The following is a 22,863-nucleotide window of genomic DNA, read 5'->3' as shown; positions in this document are numbered from 1 at the left end:
GCAGTCATTCAGTGCGAGCCAGGGGGAAGGCCGGTGAACAGGGTGAACAGCCACGATGTCACCGACGAACAGTGGGAGGGGCTCGCCCAGGTCGTGCCGCTGCGGGGCCGGGACGCCTGGCCGTCCGCGGTCGGCCATCGGACCATACCGGAAGCCGAGACGGAGGCCCGGCGCCGCTTCGTGGTGCTGCGGGTCAACGTCTTCGCGGATGCCCGCGAGGTGGCGGAGACGCTGATGGCGGGCGTTCCGGTGCTCTTGGACCTGTCGGGCGCGGAGGGCGACACCGCCAAGCGGGTGCTCGATTTCAGCACGGGAGTCGTCTTCGGTCTGTCTTCCGGAATGCACCGGGTCGACCGGAACGTGTTCCTTCTCACGCCGCCGGGCACCGAGGTGCGGGGGCTGATGGAGGGCGCCGGGGTTCCCGGCGTGTGAGGCGCGGCGCCCCGGGGTGGGGGCGCTCCCAGGCGGGCGGGCGCCCTCGTGTCGATAGGGCGCCCGTGCGTCGACGGGGCGCCCTTGTGTCGACGGGGCGCTCTGCTCCCGGGTCGGGCGCCCTCCTCCCGGGCGGGGCGCTCCCTCGATCGTAGGAAGATCCACTCGGCGGAACGGTTTGCCTGTCGGGCGGGCCCCTAGTGTCCGCATATGACCGTGTCATCCCTTTCTCCGGTGGTGCCCGGCGTGGACACCGGGGCGCGTCCGGAGCGGCCGAGCGTCACCGAACTCCGGCTCTCCGCCTTCGCCGGGCACCGCAACACCTACCTTCCGCTCGGCCCGCTGACCCTCCTCGCGGGGCGCAGCGGCAGCGGCAAGACGACCGCGCTCAGGGCGTACGAGGCGCTGGCCGGGCTCGGTGGCGGCGCCCGCCTCGCCGAGGCCTTCCCCGACCCGCGGGGCTGTGTCCCCGAGCGGGCCCGCCCCGACGCCCAGCGGCGCCGGGGCTTTCGCATCGGCTGCACGGCCGACGGCCCCGAAGGGCCCGTCCACCTCGACGTCGCCGTCCAGGCCGAGCCCGAACTCCGCGTGGTGGGCGAGCGGTTGACGTGCGGCGGACTCACCCTGCTGGAGACGGCGCTCGTCGACCCGAGCCGCCCCGTGGTCCAGGCCGCCTGGCACACGGCCGGCACCTCACCGGTCACCCGCGGCCCCCTGCCCGACGACCGCCTCGGCACCGCGCTGCTCCCGCTCCGCGTCGCCGGCAAGACGGACGGGCAGCGCCGGGTCCTCGCCGCCGCCGAGCAGATGGTGGTGGCCCTCCGCTCGGTCTACGCCTGTGATCCGAGCCCCGGCCGGATGCGCGCCGCCGTGCCGCTCGGCTCCGGCCGGCTCCTGCGGGGCTGCGACAACCTCGCCGACGTGCTGTGGCGCACGCGGACGGAGTGCGGGCGGCGGCACGCGCTGCTCGTCGGTGCCGTGCGCGACGGCTGCGTGGGACCGGTCCTCGATCTGCTCGCCGAGCCGCTGCGGGGCGGCGCGGTGCGGGCGGTGCTGGACCGGGGGGACGGTGTGCGGACGGCCCTGGGTCTGCTGGGGGACGGCGAGTTGCGGTACCTCGCGCTGGCGCTCGTGCTGTTCACCGGCCCCGGCGTGCTGGAGGTCGACCAGGCCGCGGAGGTGCCGGCGGCCCTCCAGACGCTGACGGTCCTCGCCGACGGCTTCGACCGGGCCCTGGACCCCCGGCAGACAGGGGAGTTGGTGCGGCTGGCGGCCCGGATGTGCGAGCGCGGGCACATCCGGCTCGTCGGCGCGGTGAGCGACGCCTCCTGGGCCACCGGAGTGGCCGGGGTGACGGTGGTAGACCTGAACCGTGAAAGATCCTGAAACCGAGCCGGGGCAAAGTCCTGAGACCGAGACGGGGCAAGGTCCTGAGACCGAGCCGGGGCAAGGTCCTGAGACCGAGCCGGGGCAAGGTCCTGAGACCGAGCCGGGCCACGGCCCCGAATCCGAGCCGGGGCGCGCCCCCGGAGCCGGGCGGAAGCCGGACGTCGCGGCGTTGCAGCGGCGGCTCGCCGAGTTCGCCGCCGCCCGTGACTGGCAGCCGTACCACACCCCCAAGAACCTGGTCTCGGCGCTGAGCGTCGAGGCGTCCGAACTGGTCGAGATCTTCCAGTGGTTGACGCCGGAGGAGTCGGCGCGTGTGATGTCGGACCCGGAGACCGCCCACCGGGTCACGGACGAGGTGGCCGACGTCCTCGCCTATCTGCTCCAGCTCTGCGAGGTGCTGGGGATCGATCCGTTGTCAGCGCTGGATGCGAAGATCGACCGCAACGAACGGAGATTTCCGGCGCCGGGGCGTCCCTGAGGCGGCTCGACGCTGAGCCCCTCCGTCCGGTTGTCACTCTCCGGAGTTGAAAACTTGTCCACAGCCGACTTGTTATCCACAGATTTCAGGCTTCCTCTGGCTTTCTGTCTCAGCGGCCCTCACTGTGGGTAATGAACAGGCAGGAGTTCGGGCGGACGTGTGAGAGCGCGTCGGGGAAAGTCGGGGGCAGCGCATGGATGCGGTGCGGCTCATCTTCGCGAGCGGGCGTGCTCTGGCGGGCAGCGTCGAGGGACCTCAGATCATGGCGGAGGCATGGCAGTCCTATGCCCTCGCCCAGGCGATCGGGAGCCGCCTCGCGGTCTCGGGACCTCCCGAACTGCGCGGTGAGGCCCTGGGGTTGACCGAGCTGGCCGGCAGCGGCTGCGGCATACTCGGCGCCCCGCCGCTCGGCGTGGGCGATTTACGCGCCGCCCAGCTCACCGAGTTGGGCGACGCCCACGAGTCGCTGCAGCGGCTCGGCGGCCTGCTGGGCGAGGTCGGCATCGCGCTCGTGGGCCTGGCGAGCGGGGCGGACGACGAGGCGACGTACTGGCAGTGCATGGAGGCGATCGACGCCGCGGACGAGGCGCGGGACCGGGTGCTGGAGATGCTGCGGCGCCTGGCGGTGAGAGACAAGGTCCTCTCGGAGAGAGACGCGGCGGCGGGGTAGGGCTTTCGGCCGCCGGTGACGCGTGATCGCTCACGCACTCCTTCTGCTCTCTCTGGAAGTAGGGGGCGCCCCCGGGTTTTCGAGGGTGCGGGGAGCTGCGCGACCAGCCCCCACCCACCCGCAGCCGAACAACTCACCTCAGCGGGCCGAGGTGGCGCAGCCCGAACATGACGAGCGCCCGGCCGAAAGGCATGGCCGGGCGTCGGGGCTCGGAGAAGGTCAGGCGGGTTCGCTCTCCTCCGCGGCGGCGGCACGCGGCGCGGAGAACTCCGCGTCGAGCTGGGACAGGTCCGCGTTCAGGGCAGCCATCAGCTCCTCCATCTGCTGGAGCAGACCCTTCGGCTGCGCAGGCACGGCAGCCTGCTCCGGCACGGCTTCCTGGGACATGTGACGGCCTCCTCGGCCCTCGCCCCCGAGGGGGCACGTGGTGCGCTCGCGCCGGCAGCGGACGCCGGCGACGGGTGCCGGGCGGTCCGGCTCCTCCCGAGCAACGATCACCGTTCCGGCCGGTCACTGACCCCGTCCGTCCCGGGCGCCGGGTTGACGGATTTTCACCCGACCGTGGCCCCAAGGCACCGGTGGGACCAATGCCGTTGACCGGGGGTCGAGCGTGCAGGATGGAGGCATGGATCTTCGCATCTTCACCGAGCCCCAGCAGGGGGCGACCTACGACACCCTCCTCGCCGTCGCCAAGGCGACCGAGGACCTCGGCTTCGACGCGTTCTTCCGCTCCGACCACTATCTGCGCATGGGTTCGTCGGACGGCCTGCCGGGCCCCACCGACGCCTGGATCACCCTGGCCGGACTCGCCCGTGAGACCAAGCGCATCCGCCTCGGCACCCTGATGACTGCAGGAACCTTCCGCCTGCCGGGTGTGCTCGCCATCCAGGTCGCGCAGATCGACCAGATGTCCGGCGGCCGCGTAGAACTCGGCCTGGGCGCGGGCTGGTTCGAGGAGGAGCACAAGGCGTACGGCATCCCGTTCCCCAAGGAGAAGTTCGGCCGCCTGGAGGAGCAGCTGGCCATCGTCACCGGCCTGTGGGCCACCGAGGTCGGCAAGACGTTCTCCTTCGAGGGCACCCACTACCAGCTGACCGACTCGCCCGCGCTGCCCAAGCCCGCGCAGGCCAAGGTGCCGGTCCTCGTCGGCGGCCACGGCGCGGTCCGCACCCCGCGGCTCGCCGCGCGGTACGCCGACGAGTTCAACATGCCGTTCGCGTCGATCGAGGACAGCGAGCGCCAGTTCGGCCGGGTCCGTGCGGCCGCCGAGGAGGCCGGCCGCAAGGGCGACGACCTCGTGTACTCGAACGCCCTGGTCGTCTGCGTGGGCAAGGACGACGCCGAGGTCGCCCGGCGCGCCGCCGCGATCGGCCGTGAGGTCGACGAGCTCAAGGCCAACGGCCTCGCCGGCTCCCCGGCCGAGGTCGTCGACAAGCTCGGCCGCTACCGGGCCATCGGCTCCCAGCGCGTCTACCTCCAGGTCCTCGACCTCGACGACCTGGACCACCTGGAGCTGATCTCCGCCCAGGTGCAGTCCCAGCTGTCCTGACGTGTGCCGCCTCCCGCGCCCGGGGCGCGGGAGGCGGCCGTCCACGGCGATCACCGTCCCGGCCGGCGCTCCGGGGACACCGCGACATCCGAAGAGTCTCGTCGTTGTGCAAAACGTTTTGGATATCTAGCTTGTGCCGCATGAGCGACGACACGTCCCCTTCCGTCACCCGCCACCGTCTCCTGGTGCGCGGCTGTGACGTGCTGCGCGTCCCGGTGGAGGGCGAGTGCGAGGTCCTGCCCGGACGGGACATCGTGGTGGCCGACGGCGTCATCGTGGACGTACGGCCGACGGGCCCGGAGCGGCCCGAGGAGCCGGGCACGGAGGTCGTCGACGGGCGGGGGCTGCTGGCCCTGCCCGGACTGGTGAACGCGCACACGCACAGCCCGATGGTGCTGATGCGGGGCGCGGCCGAGGACGTCACGGTCGAGGGGTGGTTCAACGACCGCGTCTGGCCCATGGAGTCCAATCTGACCGCCGAGGACGTACGGGCCGGCGCGTTGCTGGCCTGCGCGGAGATGATCCGTTCGGGCGTCACCACCTTCGCCGACCACTACTTCTTCCCCGACCGGATCGCCGAGGCGGTGGCCGGGACCGGGCTGCGCGCCGACATCGCGCCCACCTACTTCAGCAGCGGCGGCGCGGCGGCGCTGGAGGCCGGCGTCGCCTTCGCCGAGACCTGGCACGGCGGGGCCGACGGCCGCGTGACCGTCTCGCTCGGGCCGCACGCCCCGTACACCGTCGAGGACCGTGATCTGCGGACCCTGGCCGACCACGCCCGGCGGCTCGGGGTGCGGATGCACATCCACGCCGCCGAGCACCTGGAGCAGACGCGGTCCAGCCTGGAGCGGCGGGGGATCACCCCGATCCGGGTGCTGCACGACACCGGTGTCCTGGACGCGGGCGCCCTCATCGCCCACGGCTGCGGGATCGTCGAGCGGGACCTGCCGCTGCTCGCCGAGTACGCGGACCGGACCGCCGTGGCCTGCTGCCCCAAGGTGTATCTCAAGCACGCCCTGTCCCCGCTGACGCCGGTCCGCGATCTGCTCGGCGCCGGGATCACGGTCGCCGTCGGCACGGACGGGGCCGCCGGGCACAACACCCTGGACGTGTGGGAGGCGCTGCGGCTGGTCGCGCTCACGCAGAAGCAGGCGGTGCGGGACGCGACCTGGATGACGGTGTCCGACACCCTGCGCACGGCCCTGCGGGGCGGGGCCCGGGCCCTGGGGCTCCAGGACCGGATCGGCGCGCTGGAACCGGGCATGCGCGCCGACATCGTCCTCACCGATCTGTCCGGCCCGCACTGCCGTCCGCTGCACGACCCGCGGGCCGCCCTCGTCTACAGCGCCCGCGCCGCCGACGTGCGCACGGTGGTCGTGGTCGCCGGCCTCTTCTACTCCTACCTGCGTGCCGGGGGAGACATCATGGAACAGCAGACGGACGTCGGAACGGAGATCGTCGTCGTGATCCAGGCGGTCATCGTCCTCCTGGTCACCGCCCAGGCCCTCCCGGACCTCCTCAAACGCCGTCTCGCAGCCCGACCGGCGACCGCCTCGCACGGCGAGGGGGCCACCCGATGAGTTCCGTCGTCGACGTCGTCCTCAGCAGCGCCTTCCTCGCCGCCGTGCTGCGCGTGGCCACCCCGTACCTCCTCGCCGCCATGGGCGGACTCGTCGCCGAACGCGCCGGCATCAGCAACATCGCCCTGGAGGGCCAGATGCTGAGCGCCGCCTGCACGGGCGCGCTGGTCGCCGGCTACAGCGGATCGGTCGCGGCCGGCGCCCTCGCCGGGGTGGCGGTGGCCGTCCTGCTCGGCCTCCTCCTCGCCGCGCTCCGTCTGGAACTGGGCGCCGACGCGATCATCGCCGGCATCGGCCTCAACCTGCTCGCGTCCGGCGGCACCGCCTACGCCGTCTTCACCCTCCTCGGCGACAAGGGCGGCACGTCGGGCCTGAAGAGCGGAACCCTGCCCACGGTCACCCTGCCCGGCATCGAGGACATCCCGGTGCTGGGGGACGTACTGAGCGGCCAGAACATGCTCACCTGGCTGGCCTTCCTCTCGGCGCCCTTCGTCGCCTGGCTCTTCTACCGCACCCGCTTCGGCTTCCACCTCCGCGCGGTCGGCGAGATGCCGGACGCCGCCGCCTCGGTCGGCATCGCGGTACGGCGCGTCCAGTACGCCGGTCTCGCCCTCAGCGGCGCGCTGGCCGGCCTCGCCGGAGTGTTCCTCAGCATGGGGTACGTCTCCTTCTTCGTCCGGGACATGACCGCCGGCCGAGGCTTCATCGCCCTCGCCGCGGTCTTCCTCGGCGGCCTGCGCCCCTGGGGGGTCTTCCTAGCGGCCCTCGGCTTCGGCGCGGCCGAGGCCCTGGCGGTCCAGCTCGGCACCCTCGACGTCCCCCCGCAACTGGTGTCGACCATCCCGTACGCGATGACGCTGGTCGCGCTGGCCGTGTACGCCTGGCGCAGGAAGCGCCGAGGCGCGGGGCAGATGGCCCCGGCATCCCTCTGACCGGCCCGCTCCCGGCCGGGCCGGCCTGAAAAAGCAGGGGCGCAGCCCCGCTTTTTCAGGGGCGCGGGGAACTGCGCGACCAGCCCCCACGGACCCGCACCCCGCGACGCACCAACTCGGCCCCTCACCCTCCCCGGAAGGGAACACCCATGCCCAGACACAGACGCCTCGTCGGCATGCGCGGACGCAGACGCGCCGCCCTCACCACCTCCGCCCTCCTCGGCGGCCTGGCCCTCACCAACGGTCTCGCCGCCGAAGCCACACCCGAAGCGGACGGCACCCCCGAGAAGACCCAGAACGGCATCACCCTCCTCGACACCCTCACCGTCCCCGCCGGAACCACCGAACTCGGCATGCCCTTCGGGGGGTTGTCCGGCATCGACTACGACCCGAAGTCCCGCACGTACGCCGCCCTCAGCGACGACCGCTCGGAGAACGGCAAGGCACGCTTCTACACGCTCCGACTCCCGCTCGACGGAAGGAAGTTCGCCGAGGACAAGCCCGCCCTCGACGCCCTGACCGTCCTCGACGACACCACCGGCGCACCCTTCGCCACCAAGGCCGTCGACCCGGAGGCGATCCGCTGGAACCCCGGCGGCAAGGGCCTGCTGTGGACCAGCGAGGGCGCCTCCGCCTCCGGGCAGCCGGCGTTCGTCCGCGAGACGTCCACGGCCGGCGCGTACGTCCGCGAACTGCCGCTGCCGAAGGCGTACGCCCCCGTCCGCTCGGCGTCGGGCACCCTCACCGCCGGTGTCCGCAACAACCAGGCCCTGGAGGGGCTGACCCTCTCCCCGGACGGCCGCGAGGCCGTCACGATCACCGAGAACGCGCTCGTCCAGGACGGCCCCGCGGCCGGACTGACCGCGAAGAGCCCCTCCCGCCTGCTGGTCATGGACCGCCGCACCGGCAGGCCCGAGGCCGAGCACGTCTACGAGGTCGACCCGATCTCCGCCGCGCCCACCGCCCCGCTGCCGGCCCCCGTCGGCACGTACTCGGCCGACCGGGGTGTCTCCGAGATCCTCGCGATCAACAGCACCGACTACCTCACCGTCGAACGCTCCTTCGCCTCCGGCGTGGGCTTCGCGATCCGGCTGTACTGGACGACCACCCGCGGCGCGACGGACGTACGCGGCGAGCCGAAGCTGTCCGGCACGGAGCGGCCCATGCCGAAGAAGCTGCTCTACGACTTCACCCTCTCCGGCACGGACGCCGACAACGTCGAGGGCATCACCTGGGGCCCGACCCTCCCCGACGGCTCCCGCACCCTCGTCCTCGTCGCCGACGACAACTTCGGCTTCAACGGCAGCGTCACCAAGTTCCATCTGCTGTCGGTCCGCCCCGGCGCCCTGACCGGCGTCCCCGCCCTCCCGAAGCGACCGGACACCGCCGACGTCCAACTCCTCTCCTTCAACGACTTCCACGGCAACCTGGAGCCGCCCACGGGCCGCGACGCCACCCTCGGCTCCAAGCTCGACGCGAAGGCCACCCCGGTCGGCGGCTCCGAGTACCTGGCGACCCGGCTCGCACAGCTCCGCGAGGGCACCGACGCCTCCCTGACCGTCGCCGCCGGCGACATCATCGGCGCCAGCCCCTTCCTCTCCGGCCTCTTCCACGACGAACCGACCGTCGAGGCCATGGAGAAACTGCGCCTGGACGTCACCGGCGTCGGCAACCACGAGTTCGACGAGGGCACCGGGGAACTGCTGCGCATCCAGCACGGCGGCTGCCACCCCGACGACGGCTGCTACCTGGACGGCGAGCCCTACGACGGCTCCGCCTTCCCCTGGCTGGCCGCCAACGTCCTCGACCGCGGCACCGGAAAGCCCCTCCTCGCGCCCACCTGGGTCAAGAAGGTCGACGGCGTCAAGGTCGGCTTCATCGGCATGACCCTGGAAGGCACCCCCGCCGTCACCGGACAGTCCGGCATCACCTCCGTGCGCTTCGCCGACGAGGTCGAGACCGCCGACGCCGCCGCCCGCGCGCTGCGCCGCCAGGGCGTCGAGGCGATCGTGGTCCTGCTCCACGAGGGCGGCGTCCAGGCCGGCTCGTACGGACAGTGCGACGGCATCTCCGGTCCGATCGTCGACATCGCCGAGCGCCTGGACCCGGCCATCGACGCCGTCGTCACCGGCCACACCCACCAGCCGTACGTCTGCACCCTGCCCGACCCGGCCGGTCACCCCCGCACGGTCACCTCGGCCTCCTCCTTCGGCCGGGTCGTCACCGAGACACGGCTCCCCGTGGACCGCCGCACCGGCGACGTCGTACGGGAGAGGGTCGCCGCGATGAACCACCTCGTCACCCGCACCGTCCCCAAGGACGCCGACCAGACCGCCGTCATCGACAAGTGGAAGGCCCTCTCGGCGCCCCTGGCCAACAAGGTCGTCGGCAGCGTCACCGCCGACATCACCCGCTCCGAGACCCGCGACGCCGAGTCGGACCTCGCGAACCTCGTCGCCGACGCACAGCTCGCGGCCACCTCGGCGCCCGGACGGGGCGGCGCCCGGATCGCGTTGATGAATCCCGGCGGCGTACGGGCCGACCTCGTCCACGCCTTCTCCACGGGCGGCGAGGCACCCGGTGAGATCACCTACGCCGAGGCCTTCGCCGTGCAGCCCTTCGCCGGGTCCCTGGTGTCGGTGGACCTCACCGGAGCACAGATCGAGCGGATCCTGGAGGAACAGTTCGACGACTCCGGGACCCGCGCGCCCACCCTGATGCTGGGTGTCTCCAAGGGCCTGACCTACTCCTTCTCCCGCAGCGCCCCCGTCGGCGACCGCATCGACCCGTCGTCGATCGAACTCGACGGCGAGACCCTGGACCCCGACGCCACCTACCGGGTGACCGCCAACACCTTCCTCGCGGCGGGCGGCGACGGCTTCACCACCTTCGCCGAGGGCACGCACACCGTCGGCGGCGGCGACGACATCACCGCCCTCACCGACTACCTCACCGCGCGAAGCCCCGTCGCCCCGCCGGGCACCGACCGGGTCACCGAGCTGCCCTGATGCCGGGCTCGCGTCGTGGCCGCGGGGTCGGCCGCGGCCACGACGCGGTGGCAGCCCTCCGGCGAAAATGCCTCAGTGCGCCCCGATCCTTCGCTGTACGTTGGGCGTCCATCACAGACATCCACGACGAGGCAACCCCACCGTGTTCCTGACGATCAGTACCACCGGTACCCCAGAGCGCCCCGCGACCGATCTCGGTTTCCTGCTCCACAAGCATCCCGACAGATCGCAGGCGTTCTCCACCTCCTACGGCAAGGCGCACGTCCTCTACCCCGAGGCGGACGTCGAGCGGTGCACGGCCGCGCTGCTGCTGGAGGTGGACGCGGTGGCTCTGGTCCGCCGGGGCAAGGGCAAGGGCCGCGGAGGCGCCCCGGACGCGGCGCTCGCCCAGTACGTCAACGACCGCCCGTACGCGGCCTCCTCGCTGCTCGCCGTCGCGCTGAACGACGTCTTCTCCAGCGCCGTACGCGGCCAGTGCAAGGCCCGCCCGGACCTCCCGGCGCAGGTCCGCCCGCTGCGCGTCGAGATACCGGCGCTGCCCGCCCGCGGCGGCCCCGACCTCGTCGTCAAGCTCTTCGCGCCGCTCGGCTGGACCGTCACCGCCGAGGCGGTGCCGCTGGACACCCAGTTCCCCGAGTGGGGCGCCTCGCGCTACGTACGGCTCAGCCTGGAGTCGGAGTCGCTGACCCTGGCCGAGGCGCTGCGCCACCTCTACGTCCTGCTGCCGGTCCTCGACGACGCCAAGCACTACTGGGTGTCGTCCGACGAGGTCGACAAGCTGCTGCGGGCGGGCGAGGGCTGGCTCCCGGCCCACCCGGAGCACCAGCTGATCACCAGCCGCTATCTGTCCCGCCGCTGGTCGCTGACCCGGCAGGCCATGGAGCGCCTGGAACTCGTACGGCTGGCCGAGGCCGACGACAGCGAGGTCGAGGAGATCGACAACGCGGTCGAGGAATCCGCGGACGGGGAGGACGAGTCCGCGGAGAAGTCGACTCCGCTGGCGGTGCAGCGGCGGGACGCGATCATCGCCGCGCTCAAGGACTCCGGGGCCGCCCGCGTCCTCGACCTGGGCTGCGGCCAGGGGCAGTTGGTGCAGGCGCTGCTCAAGGACGTCCGCTTCACCGAGATCGTCGGTACGGACGTGTCGATGCGCGCGCTCACCATCGCCTCCCGCCGCCTCAAGCTCGACCGCATGGGCGAGCGCCAGGCCTCCCGCGTCCAGCTCTTCCAGAGCTCGCTGGCCTACACCGACAAGCGCCTCAAGGGCTACGACGCCGCCGTGCTCTCGGAGGTCGTCGAACACCTCGACCTGCCCCGGCTGCCGGCCCTGGAGTACGCGGTGTTCGGCTCGGCCCGCCCCCGCACCGTCCTCGTGACCACGCCGAACGTCGAGTACAACGTCCGCTGGGAGTCCCTCCCGGCCGGGCACGCCCGGCACGGCGACCACCGCTTCGAGTGGACGCGTGAGGAATTCCGGACCTGGGCGACCACGGTCGCCGAACGGCACGGCTACGACGTCGAGTTCGTGCCCATCGGCCCCGACGACCCGGAGGTCGGCCCGCCCACCCAGATGGGCGTGTTCACGATCAGGACCACGGACGACGAGAACAAGAGCAGCGACAAGGCCGAGAAGGAGGCGAAGGCAGCATGAGCGAGACCACCCAGCAGACCGGCGAGGGGCGCACCCTGCCCGTCACCGACCTCTCCCTGGTCGTGCTGATCGGCGCCTCCGGCTCCGGCAAGTCCACCTTCGCCCGGCGCCACTTCAAGCCCACCGAGATCATCTCGTCCGACTTCTGCCGGGGCCTCGTCTCGGACGACGAGAACGACCAGAGCGCGACGAAGGACGCCTTCGACGTGCTCCACTACATCGCCGGCAAGCGCCTCGCGGCCGGCCGCCGCACCGTCGTCGACGCGACCAGCGTGCAGCAGGAGTCCCGCAGGCAGCTGATCGAACTGGCCCGTAAGCACGACGTGTTGCCGATCGCCATCGTGCTCGATGTGCCCGAGGACGTGTGCGCCGCGCGCAACGCGGCCCGCACCGACCGCGCCGACATGCCGCGCCGTGTCATCCAGCGCCACACCCGCGAACTCCGCCGCTCCCTGCGGCACCTGGAGCGCGAGGGCTTCCGCAAGGTGCACGTCCTGCGGGGCGTCGAGGAGGTCGACCGGGCCACGATCGTCACCGAGAAGCGCTTCAACGACCTCACCCACCTCACCGGCCCGTTCGACATCGTCGGCGACATCCACGGCTGCGCGAGCGAACTGGAGTCGCTGCTCGGCAAGCTGGGCTACGTCGACGGCGTCCACCCGGAGGGCCGTACGGCCGTCTTCGTCGGCGACCTCGTCGACCGGGGCCCGGACAGCCCGGGCGTGCTGCGCCGCGTGATGTCGATGGTCGGCTCCGGCAACGCGCTCTGCGTGCCCGGCAACCACGAGAACAAGTACGGCCGCCACCTCAAGGGCCGCAACGTCCAGCACACCCACGGGCTCGCCGAGACCATCGCGCAGATGGAGGGCGAGAGCGAGGAGTTCAAGCAGGAGGTCCGGCGGTTCATCGACGGGCTCGTCAGCCACTACGTCCTCGACGGCGGGAAACTGGTGGTCTGTCACGCCGGTCTGCCGGAGAAGTACCACGGCCGCACCTCCGGCAGGGTCCGCAGCCACGCGCTGTACGGCGACACCACCGGCGAGACCGACGAGTTCGGACTGCCGGTGCGCTACCCGTGGGCGGAGGACTACCGGGGCCGCGCGGCCGTGGTCTACGGCCACACCCCGGTGCCCACCGCCACCTGGCTGAACAACACCATCTGCCTCGACACGGGCGCCGTCTTCGGCGGCAAGCTCACCGCGCTGCGCTGGCCGGAGCGTGAACTCGTCGACGTACCGGCCGAGAAGGTCTGGTACGAGCCGGCCAGGCCGCTGGCCACCGAGGCGCCCGGCGGGCACGAGGGCCGGCCGCTGGACCTGGCGGACGTGCACGGCCGCAGGGTCGTGGAGACCCGGCACGCGGGCCGGGTGTCGGTGCGCGAGGAGAACGCGGCCGCCGCGCTGGAGGTCATGAGCCGCTTCGCGGTCGACCCGCGGCTGCTGCCGTACCTGCCGCCGACCATGGCCCCGACCGCGACCTCGCACGTCGAGGGCTACCTGGAGCACCCGGCGGAGGCGTTCGCCCAGTACCAGGAGGACGGTGTCGCGCGGGTCGTGTGCGAGGAGAAGCACATGGGTTCGCGGGCGGTCGTCCTGGTCTGCCGTGACGCGGACGCGGCCCGCGCCCGCTTCGGCGTGCAAGGGCCCACCGGCTCCCTCTACACCCGCACCGGGCGCCCGTTCTTCGACGACGCGGCGCGCACCGAGCTGGTCCTCGCCCGGATCCGCGAGGCCGTCACGGCGGCCGGGCTCTGGGACGAACTCGACACCGACTGGCTGCTGCTGGACGCCGAGCTGATGCCCTGGTCGCTGAAGGCGTCCGGGCTGCTGCGCACCCAGTACGCGGCCGTGGGCGCCGCCTCCGGCGCGGTGTTCCCGGGCGCGCTGACCGCCCTGGAGGGCGCGGCGGCCCGCGGCGTCGACGTGGGCGAGCTGCTGGGCAGGCAGCGCGGGCGGGCCGCCGACGCGGCCGCGTTCACCGAGGCCTACCGGCGCTACTGCTGGCCCACCGAGGGCCTGGACGGCGTCCGCCTCGCCCCCTTCCAGATCCTCGCGGTCCAGGGCCGCAGCCTCGCCGCGCTCCCGCACGACGAGCAGTTGGCCCTCCTCGACCGGCTCGTCGAGTACGACGTCAGCGGCCTGCTGCAGACCACCCGGCGCCTCTTCGTCGACACGGGTGACGAGGCCTCGGTACGGGCGGGCATCGACTGGTGGCTGGAGATGACCGGCCGGGGCGGCGAGGGCATGGTCGTCAAGCCCGTCGGGGCGGTCGTGCGCAGCACCCAGGGGCGGCTGGTCCAGCCGGGCATCAAGTGCCGGGGCCGGGAGTACCTGCGGATCATCTACGGCCCGGAGTACACCCGCCCGGAGAACCTCGCCCGGCTGCGCGGCCGGTTCCTCAACCACAAGCGGTCCCTCGCCCTGCGCGAGTACGCCCTGGGTCTTGAGGCGCTGGACCGGCTGGCCGAGGGGGAGCCGCTGTGGCGGGTGCACGAGGCGGTGTTCGGGGTACTGGCCCTGGAGTCGGAGCCGGTCGACCCCCGGTTGTGAGACCGGTGCCCGCCACGGACGGCACCGGGGCCTGCCCGACAGGCCCTCGTCCGTGGCGGGCGGACCCGTGCCCGTGACGTGACAATGCGGCTGATAATGTCGCGAGCAGGCGTGGCCGTGTTCCGCGTTCGAGAGGTTCCGGCGGTGCTCGGGGGGACAGCGATCGCAGCCGATCGCAGGCGACCGCTGTCACCCGAGTCGGTCCCATCGGTCCCAGTCGAAGGTATGTGGGGTTTCCCATGCGTCGCACCACCACGCGGTTCGGAACGCGGTCCGCAGCCGGATCCGGAACGCGGTCCGGGCGAGAGCGGTCGGCCCTCGACGCCGCGTACGACGAGTGCCGCCGCCTGGTCCGCACGACCCGGCCCACCGAGTACGCCCTGATGCAGTTGATGCCGCCGACGGTGCGCCCCGCGTGCTGGGCCCTCTACGCCGCCCTCGCCTCCGCCGACGACCTGCTCGACTCCACCGAGGGCACCCCGCAGGAGCGCAGCAGACGGCTCCAGGAGTGGCGGACCGCGCTGGAGGCCGACCTGGCCGGCGGTACCAGCGACGACCCGGTGCGGCTGGCGCTGACCGACGCGGTCTGGCACTGGGGGCTCGACCCCGCGGATCTGCTGGGCGCCCTGGACGCCGTCCAGGGGGACGAGGCCCGCGAGGGCGTCGCGACCTGGCAGGAGTGGCGGGAGCGGGCCCACGCCCAGAACGTCAGCTGGCCCGAACAGCTGATGCGGATGCTGGTCCGTTCCGGACTGCCCGTCCCCGTGCGGCTGCGCGACCTGCCGGGCTTCACCCGGTTCGTGGACGGCCTGTTCCTCGCCGACATGCTCCGTGACCTCCCGGAGGACCTCGACGGCGGACATGTGTGGTTTCCCGCCGAGGTCCTCGACCGCTTCGGCGTCACCCCGGCCGACCTGATCTCCCGCGCGTGGACCCCCGCCGTCCGCCGTCTGGTCGCCCATCTGGTCGGCCAGGCCCGGCAGTGGCTGGAGAGTTCCCGCCGGGCGCTGCGGAACACGCTGCCGCTGGGCCCCGCCATCGTGCTCGACACGGCGGTCGAACTCTTCGGCGCGGAGCTGGACGCGCTCGTGCGCTCCGGCTCGGCCGTCCTGCACCGCCCGGTGCGCGTACCCCGGCACATCGAGTGGCGCATCGTCGGCCCGGCCCGGGCGAGGGCCGCCGTGGTGTGGCGGCTGACGCTGCCGCCCGGCAGGGACGAGACCCCGGTGCGGACGGCCGGGGGCGCGGCGGGGCGCGGCGCCACCGACGACGGGTCGGCACCGCTCGCGCCCACCGGCCCCGAACGGCTCGTCACACGCGTCGCCGAACCGCCGCTGCCGCCGCGCCCGCACCGCGACGGCGCCCGCCCACCGGCCATAGCCGAGGCACACCTTCCCCGGCACGTGGCGATCGTCATGGACGGCAACGGCCGCTGGGCCACCGGCCTCGGGCTGCCCCGCGACGAGGGCCACCGGGCCGGCGCGGTCGCCCTGCGCGACGTCGTGCAGGGCGCGCTGGAGATCGGTCTCGCCCATCTGACGGTGTACGCCTTCTCCACCGAGAACTGGAAGCGGTCGCCCGACGAGGTCTCCAAGCTCTTCGCGATCATGCGCTCCGAACTCCTCGACGGCGAACTGCTCGACCACGACGTACGCCTGCGCTGGGTGGGGTCCCCCGACGGGCTCCCGGAGGACGTGGTGGAGGTCCTCCGCGCCCAGGAGCACGCCACCCGCAACCGCACCGGTCTCACCCTCAACGTCTGCGTCAACTACGGCGGCCGCGCCGAACTCGCCGAGGCGGGAGCGGCGTTGGCCCGCGCGGCCCTCGCGGGTGAGGTCGATCCGGCCCGGGTCTCCGAGCAGCTCTTCGCCGCGCATCTGCCGCACCACGCCCTGCCGGACGTCGATCTCCTCTGGCGCACCAGCGGAGAGATCCGCACCTCCAACTTCCTCCCCTGGCACGCCCACTACGCGGAGCTCCACTTCACCGACCAGCCCTGGCCGGACGTGGACCGCCGCGATCTGTGGGAGGCGGTCGTCGCCTACACCCACCGCAAACGCCGCAAGGGCGCGGAGTCGGCTCCGCCGGAGGGGGCTGAGTAGCAGCTCGGGCCCGCGGGTGCGTCGTCGGGTGCGGGTGCGTGGGGCTTCTCGCGCAGTTCCCCGCGCCCCTGAAAGGCCTACGGCCTTTCGGCCCGAAAAGCACGGGGCGCAGCCCCTGCTTTTCAGGGGCGCGGGGAACTGCGCGACCAGCCCCCACCCACCCGCACCCGAAGAACCTGCCGACGCCGGGGCGCCCTCGCGTCAGCCCACCAACCGCAACCGAACCGAAGCCACCCCCACCCGCACCGTCTGCCCCCACATCAACTCCAGCGCATCCCCCTCCATCCCGTCCCCGAACACGATCAACCGATCCGACTCGACCGTCAGCCGAAGCCGGCCCCCCGCCCCCAACTGCCCCGCCACCAGCGACGTCCCGGTGGCCGGAGACGGCCACGCCTCCCGCACGAACCACAGCAGCCGAGCCTCGTCCGCTCCGGGAAGCGGCAACGCACTCGCCCGCTCCTGCCAGACGGACCGGATCCACCCACTCGCCCCGGTCCCCGTCCCGACGAGCACCCCCGACGAGGCCTGGGACTCGACGACACCCCTGTCGCCGTCGAGCCCCAGACGGTACCGGGCGGTCTGGTGCCCCGCCGCGCCGAGATAGATCTCGTTGAGCGCCACCAGCCGCTGGGTGTCGTCCGCGACGGCCTCGACCATCGTCAGCTCGTCCACCGAGCAGTCGTCGCGGAGCGAGGAGTCCAGCAAGGTCCCCGCGTCCGAGGGCCGATGCCGCACCAGCACCCCCGGGTTGCGCCGGGGGTCGGGGTTGATCCCGACCACCGGCTGCCCCGTGAGGTACTTCGCCGCGTTGGCCACCAGCCCGTCCTGCCCGACCACGACCACCACGTCCTCGGGGGCGAACAGGAACCGGTCCAGGTCACCGCGCTCGACCCGGGCCTGACGCCACGTCAGCGGCACGGAGGAGGTGACCTCGGCGAGCGCCCCGCGCTCCCGCCGGTGCCGCTCGGCCACGTCCTCGATGTCCCGCCCCCGGGACCGCAGGAAGAAGGCGGCCTGCCCGTGGGTACCGTGCCGGGCCACCAACTCCTCGTACTCGGTGGTGCGATGGACCAGCACCACCCGCGGCGCGAGACTCACACCGAGCCCTCGCCGCCGCTGCCCGACCCGCCGCCGAGCCTGGCCAGCAGCCCGGTCAGCACGTCCGGAGACACCGTCACGCTCTCGATCCGCGGCAGGTTCTCCGCGAGCCGCGTCCCGGTCAGCGCGTGCAGTGTCGCCGCGTCGACCTCGGCGTGCACCCGCAGCCACGCCGCCTGCGCCTCGGCCCGCGCCGCACCCACCTCCCGCTCGGCCCGCGCCTCCGACTCGGCCAGCTTGACCTGCCGCGCCGCCTCGGCCTCCGCGAGTTTCACGCTCCGCGCCGCCTCGGCCTCGGCCAGCCGCACGCTCCGCGTCGCCTCCGCCTCCGCGAGCTTGACGGTCCGTTCGGCCTCCGCCTCCGTCAGCCGTACCGTCCGCGCCGCCTCCGCACCCGCCTTCACCGCGTCCGCCGCGGCCTTCTCCTCCGCCTCCCGCCGCGCGTTGGTGCCCCGCTGCTCGACCAACTGCTCCTCGCGCCGGGCGAGTTCGATCTGGCTGGCCAGCTCGTTCTCGGCGATGGCCCGCTCCCGCTCGACGGCCACGGCCCGGCGCTCGTACGTCGCCCGGTCGGCCTCCTGCTGGATCTGCTCCCGGGCCGGTGTGCGCAGCGCCCGCTCCACCTCGGGCTCGGGCCGCAGCGCCACCACGCGGACGGCCACGATCTCTATCCCGGTGGCCGGCAGCCGTGGCTCGGCCGCCAGCCCGCTCGCCACCCGCTCCCGGACCGCCGCGACCCCGTCGACGAGGGCCGAGGCCAGCGTCGTCCGGGCCAGCACGTCCAGCGCGTGCTGCTGGGCCGTCTCCGTCAGCAGGGTCGCCAACTGCTCCAGGGGAGCGCCGCGCCAGACCCCCGTGTCGGGGTCGATGGAGAAGTCGAGCCGGGCGGCGGCGGTCGCCGGGTCGCTCACCCGGTACGTCACCGTCGCCTGCACCGCCACGTCCTGGAAGTCGGACGTACGGGCGTGGAAGGTCATCGCCAGCTCCCGGTCGTCCACCGGGATCTCGGAGAGCGCGGCGCTCAGCGACCGGTACCAGAAGCTCAGCCCCGGGCCGTCGTGCGCGAGCTGCCCGGAGCGGTGGTGGCGGATGTGCGCGGTGGGCGCCCCGCGCAGATGCCGCCAGCCGAGCCGTCTGGTGATGTCGGCCATGGATGATCCCCCTCCTGCGGTTAATGTCACTTAGACGATAACGGCGAGGCCTGCTTATCGTCAAGAGGACGAGATGGAAGTGGCGCGACGATTCCGATTCGGCCGACCGGCGGGTGAACACGCGCCCGAATGGTCAGGATGAGGGCATGGGATTCCATGTCGACTCCGAGGCCGGGCGCCTGCGCCGCGTCATCCTGCACCGGCCGGATCTTGAGCTCAAAAGGCTCACCCCCAGCAACAAGACCGCGCTGCTCTTCGACGACGTGCTGTGGGTGCGCCGGGCGCGCGCCGAGCACGACGGGTTCGCCGACGTGCTGCGTGACCGAGGCGTCGCCGTCCACCTCTTCGGCGACCTCCTCACCGATGTCATGCGGATTCCCGAGGCCCGGCGACTCGTCCTCGACCGGGTCTTCGACGAGAAGGAGTACGGCCCGCTCGCCACGGACCACCTCAGGGCCGCCTTCGAGGCGCTGCCCGTGACCGAGCTGGTCGAGGCGCTGATCGGCGGCATGACCAAACGCGAGTTCCTCGACGCGCACATGGAGCCGGCCTCCGTCCGCTTCCACGTCATGGAGCTGGACGAATTCCTCCTCGACCCGCTCCCCAACCACCTCTTCACCCGCGACACCTCCGCCTGGATCTACGACGGGGTCTCCATCAACGCCATGCGCTGGCCGGCCCGGCAGCGCGAGACCGTCCACTTCGAGGCGATCTACCGGCACCATCCGCTGTTCCGCGCCGAGACGTTCCACACCTGGTCGGAGGGGCAGGCCGACTACCCGTCCACCATCGAGGGCGGCGACGTCCTCGTCATCGGCAACGGGGCCGTCCTCATCGGGATGAGCGAGCGCACCACCCCGCAGGCCGTCGAGATGCTCGCGCACAAGCTCTTCGCCGCCGGCTCCGCGCAGACCATCGTGGCCCTCGACATGCCCAAGCGCCGGGCCTTCATGCACCTCGACACCGTCATGACCATGGTCAACGGCGACACCTTCACCCAGTACGCCGGCCTCGGCATGCTCCGCTCCTACACCATCGAACCAGGCGTCGGCGAGAAGGAGCTCAAGGTCACCGACCACCCGCCGGAGCACATGCACCGCGCGATCGCCGCCGCGCTCGGCCTCGACGCGATCCGGGTGCTCACCGCCACGCAGGACGTCCACGCCGCCGAACGCGAGCAGTGGGACGACGGCTGCAACGTCCTCGCCGTCGAGCCCGGCGTCGTCGTCGCCTACGAGCGCAACGCCACCACCAACACGCATCTGCGCAAGCAGGGCATCGAGGTGATCGAGATCCCGGGCAGCGAGCTGGGACGGGGGAGGGGCGGGCCGCGCTGCATGAGCTGCCCGGTCGAGAGATCGGCGGTGTAGGGATCCACTGCGGATCCACCGCGGATCCACCGCGGATCCACCGCGGATCCACCGGGGTCCCCCCGATCCCCGGTGGATCCGGCAGCGAGGGCGGGCGTCCGTATAGAAATGTGGAACATCGTATAGACTTCCAGTCTTCCTATCGCTGACCCTGTCCCGTCGACCCAGGAGCGCCCCATGGCGACCGTTCCCCACGCCCTCGCCGGGCGCCACTTCCTCAAGGAGCTGGACTTCACCGCGGAGGAGTTCCGCGGGCTGATCGAGCTGGCCGTGGAGCTGAAGGCGGCCAAGAAGGCCGGGACGGAGACCCAGCACCTGCGGGGCAGGAACATCGCGCTCATCTTCGAGAAGACCTCGACGCGCACCCGCTGCGCGTTCGAGGTCGCCGCGGCCGACCAGGGTGCCCGGACCGTGTACCTGGACCCGTCCGGCTCGCAGATGGGTCACAAGGAGTCGGTCAAGGACACCGCACGGGTGCTCGGCCGGATGTTCGACGCGATCGAGTACCGGGGCGACAGCCAGGCGAACGTCGAGGAGCTGGCGGCCCACGCCGGGGTACCGGTCTACAACGGGCTCACCGACGACTGGCACCCCACCCAGATGCTGGCCGACGTGATGACCATGACCGAGCACAGCGACAAGCCGCTCGACGGGATGGTCCTCGCCTACCTCGGCGACGCCCGCTTCAACATGGGCAACTCCTACCTGGTCACCGGGGCCCTGCTCGGCATGGACGTCCGGATCGTCGCCCCGCAGGCCTACTGGCCGGCCGAGGACGTCGTCACCCACGCCCGCAAGCTCGCCGAGATCAGCGGCGCGCGGATCACCCTCACCGAGCACATCCACGACGGGGTCGAGGGCGCCGACTTCGTCGCCACCGACGTCTGGGTCTCCATGGGCGAGCCGAAGGAGGTCTGGGACGAGCGCATCGGCGCGCTCTCCCCGTACGCCGTGACCATGGACGTCCTGCGGGCCACCGGCAACGCGGACGTCAAGTTCCTGCACTGCCTGCCGGCCTTCCACGACCTCGGCACCAAGGTCGGGCGCGAGATCCACGAGCTGCACGGACTGGACTCGCTGGAGGTCACGGACGAGGTGTTCGAGTCGGCGCACTCCGTCGTCTTCGACGAGGCGGAGAACCGGCTGCACACCATCAAGGCCGTCCTGGTGGCGACCCTGGCCTGAGGCCGCTGCCGGGCGACGCCGGGCCGACGGCCACCGGCTGACGGCTCACGGCCACGCGCTGACGGCCGACGGCCACGGGCTGACGCCACGCCCTGACGGCTGACGGCTGACGGCTACGGGTGGCGGCGCTGCGGCGGCACCGTCGGCAGCCGGAACCACACCGCCTTGCCCGAATCCGTGGGGCGGTGGCCGCAGGCCGAGCTGAGTGCGCGGATCAGCAGCAGACCGCGGCCGTGCTCCTGCCAGGGGTCGGGGTCGAGGTGTCCCGGGGTGGTGAGGTCGCCCGGGGGAGCGGGGTCGGGGTCGTGGACCTCGACCTTGCAGCCACTCGGCACCAGCTCGACGACCAGCTCTATCGGACCCTCCCCGGCGGCGTGCTCGATCGCGTTCGCGACCAGCTCCGCCGTGAGCAGCTCCGCCGTGTCGCAGTCCGCCCCGTGCTCCAGCTCGGTCAGCGCCGTCCGCACCAACGCGCGGGCCACGGGCACGGCCGCGGCGGTGTGCGGCAGCGCGATGCGCCAGGAGGCGGGAGTGGAGGGTTCGTGCAAGGCGGCGGATCCGTTCATGGAGCAGGTCATGGCTCGTCCTGCTTTCAACGTGATGAATGGTACGGCGCGGACCGGCGAAACCGCTCGGCGGGCGCCGCGGGGGACCGTCGGCCCCGTTGACGGCGGTCTACCCACGCCAACGCCCCGCCGCGCCCGGCCGAGCCCGTCGTTACCGCCTTGTCGAACGTCCGTGACCGAGTCACGGAGCCCCGCCCGCCCTCGGCTCCCTGGCCCGATCGGCCTATCGCGCACTCGTGACGACAGTCAGATAACGGTGATAACTTCGGGAGGTGGGGAAGGAGCCGCGGCACCGCGGCAGCCCCCGAGGAGGCCTCCCGAATGAGTCCCTTCACCGGCTCCGCCGCCCGCACCTCCGACTGGCGGCATCTGCGGTGCGAGATCACCGACGGCGTCGCCACCGTCACCCTCGCCCGCCCCGAGAAGCTGAACGCCCTCACCTTCGGCGCCTACGCCGACCTGCGCGACCTGCTCGCCGAGCTCTCCCGGGAGAGATCCGTACGGGCCCTGGTGCTGGCCGGCGCCGGCCGCGGTTTCTGCTCCGGCGGGGACGTCGACGAGATCATCGGCGCCACGCTCGCCATGGACACCGCTCAGCTGCTCGACTTCAACCGGATGACCGGACAGGTCGTACGCGCCGTCCGCGAATGCCCCTTCCCCGTGATCGCCGCCGTGCACGGTGTGGCGGCGGGCGCCGGCGCGGTCCTCGCTCTGGCCGCCGACTTCCGGGTGGCCGACCCCACCGCTCGCTTCTCCTTCCTCTTCACCCGCGTGGGCCTCTCCGGTGGTGACATGGGCGCCGCCTACCTCCTGCCCCGCGTCGTCGGCCTCGGCCACGCGACCCGCCTCCTCATGCTCGGCGACCCCGTCCGTGCCGCCGAGGCCGAGCGCATCGGTCTCGTCAGCCAGCTCACCGACGAGGGCAGCGCCGACGAGGCCGCGCACACCCTGGCCCGCCGCCTGGCCGAGGGCCCGGCCCTGGCCCACGCCCAGACGAAGGCCCTGCTGACGGCCGAGCTGGACATGCCCCTGTCGGCCGCCGTGGAACTCGACGCGTCGACCCAGGCCCTCCTGATGACCGGCGAGGACTACCGGGAATTCCACGCGGCGTTCACAGAAAAACGCCCCCCGAAGTGGCAGGGCCACTGAT

Annotated in this window: 18 protein-coding genes; 14 read left to right on the top strand and 4 right to left on the bottom strand. The window is 72.5% G+C overall.

Annotated features, from left to right (window positions below):
* The first annotated feature begins 42 nt into the window (after positions 1 to 42).
* From HW837_RS10515 to HW837_RS10495, 4 genes are all read left to right on the top strand, one after another.
* The gene (locus tag HW837_RS10515; protein WP_045562127.1) at positions 43 to 432 is read left to right on the top strand and encodes a cell division protein SepF; all 390 of its coding nucleotides are present in this window, start codon (positions 43 to 45) and stop codon (positions 430 to 432) included.
* A 210-nt stretch (positions 433 to 642) separates the two neighbouring features.
* Positions 643 to 1,818 carry an AAA family ATPase gene (locus HW837_RS10510; protein ID WP_193380607.1) on the top strand — a complete coding sequence of 392 codons (1,176 nt, stop codon included), beginning with the start codon at positions 643 to 645 and terminating at the stop codon, positions 1,816 to 1,818.
* A 172-nt stretch (positions 1,819 to 1,990) separates the two neighbouring features.
* Entirely contained in the window at positions 1,991 to 2,299 is a 309-nt protein-coding gene (locus HW837_RS10500; RefSeq protein WP_045562074.1) for a nucleotide pyrophosphohydrolase, read from the top strand.
* Positions 2,300 to 2,492: 193 nt separating this feature from the next.
* Positions 2,493 to 2,969, top strand: a complete 477-nt coding sequence (locus HW837_RS10495) for a DUF6099 family protein (RefSeq protein ID WP_045562073.1) — start codon at positions 2,493 to 2,495, stop codon at positions 2,967 to 2,969.
* A gap of 219 nt (positions 2,970 to 3,188) precedes the next feature.
* Here HW837_RS10495 and HW837_RS10490 read toward each other — a convergent pair whose 3' ends face one another.
* Complete coding sequence (locus HW837_RS10490; RefSeq protein ID WP_177261818.1) at positions 3,189 to 3,356, bottom strand: hypothetical protein; 168 nt, start codon at positions 3,354 to 3,356, stop codon at positions 3,189 to 3,191.
* Between the two features lie 238 nt (positions 3,357 to 3,594).
* Here HW837_RS10490 and HW837_RS10485 point away from each other — a divergent pair, with 238 nt between their 5' ends.
* From HW837_RS10485 to uppS, 7 genes are all read left to right on the top strand, one after another.
* Entirely contained in the window at positions 3,595 to 4,518 is a 924-nt protein-coding gene (locus HW837_RS10485; RefSeq protein WP_045562072.1) for an LLM class F420-dependent oxidoreductase, read from the top strand.
* Positions 4,519 to 4,658: 140 nt separating this feature from the next.
* Positions 4,659 to 6,098, top strand: a complete 1,440-nt coding sequence (locus HW837_RS10480) for an amidohydrolase family protein (RefSeq protein WP_193380608.1) — start codon at positions 4,659 to 4,661, stop codon at positions 6,096 to 6,098.
* Positions 6,095 to 7,030: an ABC transporter permease gene (locus HW837_RS10475; protein ID WP_193382338.1), complete on the top strand. Its 936-nt coding sequence runs from the start codon at positions 6,095 to 6,097 to the stop codon at positions 7,028 to 7,030. The genes HW837_RS10480 and HW837_RS10475 overlap by 4 nt, the downstream gene beginning before the upstream one ends.
* Positions 7,031 to 7,179: 149 nt before the next feature.
* On the top strand, positions 7,180 to 10,038 hold the full coding sequence (locus HW837_RS10470; RefSeq protein WP_193380610.1) for an esterase-like activity of phytase family protein: 2,859 nt from the start codon (positions 7,180 to 7,182) through the stop codon (positions 10,036 to 10,038).
* A 142-nt stretch (positions 10,039 to 10,180) separates the two neighbouring features.
* Positions 10,181 to 11,689 (top strand): 3' terminal RNA ribose 2'-O-methyltransferase Hen1, encoded by a 1,509-nt coding sequence (locus HW837_RS10465; protein WP_193380611.1) that lies wholly within the window; start codon positions 10,181 to 10,183, stop codon positions 11,687 to 11,689.
* Positions 11,686 to 14,238, top strand: coding sequence for a polynucleotide kinase-phosphatase (locus tag HW837_RS10460; RefSeq protein ID WP_193380612.1), 2,553 nt, complete (start codon positions 11,686 to 11,688; stop codon positions 14,236 to 14,238). Before HW837_RS10465 ends, HW837_RS10460 begins: the two co-directional genes overlap by 4 nt.
* A gap of 239 nt (positions 14,239 to 14,477) precedes the next feature.
* The gene (uppS, locus tag HW837_RS10455) at positions 14,478 to 16,340 is read left to right on the top strand and encodes a polyprenyl diphosphate synthase (protein ID WP_193380613.1); all 1,863 of its coding nucleotides are present in this window, start codon (positions 14,478 to 14,480) and stop codon (positions 16,338 to 16,340) included.
* Between the two features lie 201 nt (positions 16,341 to 16,541).
* Here the strand turns inward: uppS and HW837_RS10450 are convergent, their stop codons facing one another.
* A complete protein-coding gene (locus tag HW837_RS10450) occupies positions 16,542 to 17,441 on the bottom strand; it encodes an NAD(+)/NADH kinase (protein ID WP_060883009.1) in 900 nt (299 codons plus the stop codon).
* Positions 17,438 to 18,592, bottom strand: a complete 1,155-nt coding sequence (locus HW837_RS10445) for an SPFH domain-containing protein (protein WP_086786460.1) — start codon at positions 18,590 to 18,592, stop codon at positions 17,438 to 17,440. The genes HW837_RS10450 and HW837_RS10445 overlap by 4 nt, the downstream gene beginning before the upstream one ends.
* A 146-nt stretch (positions 18,593 to 18,738) precedes the next feature.
* On the opposite strand from HW837_RS10445, the gene HW837_RS10440 reads away from it, so the two are divergent.
* Together HW837_RS10440 and argF are read left to right on the top strand one after the other, a co-directional pair.
* Entirely contained in the window at positions 18,739 to 19,962 is a 1,224-nt protein-coding gene (locus HW837_RS10440; RefSeq protein ID WP_193380614.1) for an arginine deiminase, read from the top strand.
* Between the two features lie 177 nt (positions 19,963 to 20,139).
* Positions 20,140 to 21,147, top strand: a complete 1,008-nt coding sequence (argF, locus tag HW837_RS10435; RefSeq protein WP_045562059.1) for an ornithine carbamoyltransferase — start codon at positions 20,140 to 20,142, stop codon at positions 21,145 to 21,147.
* A gap of 113 nt (positions 21,148 to 21,260) precedes the next feature.
* On the opposite strand, the gene HW837_RS10430 is transcribed toward argF, so the two are convergent.
* The gene (locus HW837_RS10430) at positions 21,261 to 21,713 is read right to left on the bottom strand and encodes an ATP-binding protein (protein ID WP_045562123.1); all 453 of its coding nucleotides are present in this window, start codon (positions 21,711 to 21,713) and stop codon (positions 21,261 to 21,263) included.
* 321 nt (positions 21,714 to 22,034) lie between these two features.
* Between HW837_RS10430 and HW837_RS10425 the strand changes: the two genes are divergently transcribed.
* Positions 22,035 to 22,862, top strand: coding sequence for an enoyl-CoA hydratase family protein (locus HW837_RS10425; RefSeq protein ID WP_045562058.1), 828 nt, complete (start codon positions 22,035 to 22,037; stop codon positions 22,860 to 22,862).
* The last annotated feature ends 1 nt before the right edge of the window (position 22,863 follow it).

It is taken from the genome of Streptomyces caniscabiei, assembly GCF_014930365.1.
In the GTDB taxonomy this organism is placed as follows: domain Bacteria; phylum Actinomycetota; class Actinomycetes; order Streptomycetales; family Streptomycetaceae; genus Streptomyces; species Streptomyces caniscabiei.
The sequence above is the reverse complement of the archived record's forward strand: the minus strand, read 5'-3'. Positions and strand labels throughout refer to the sequence as shown.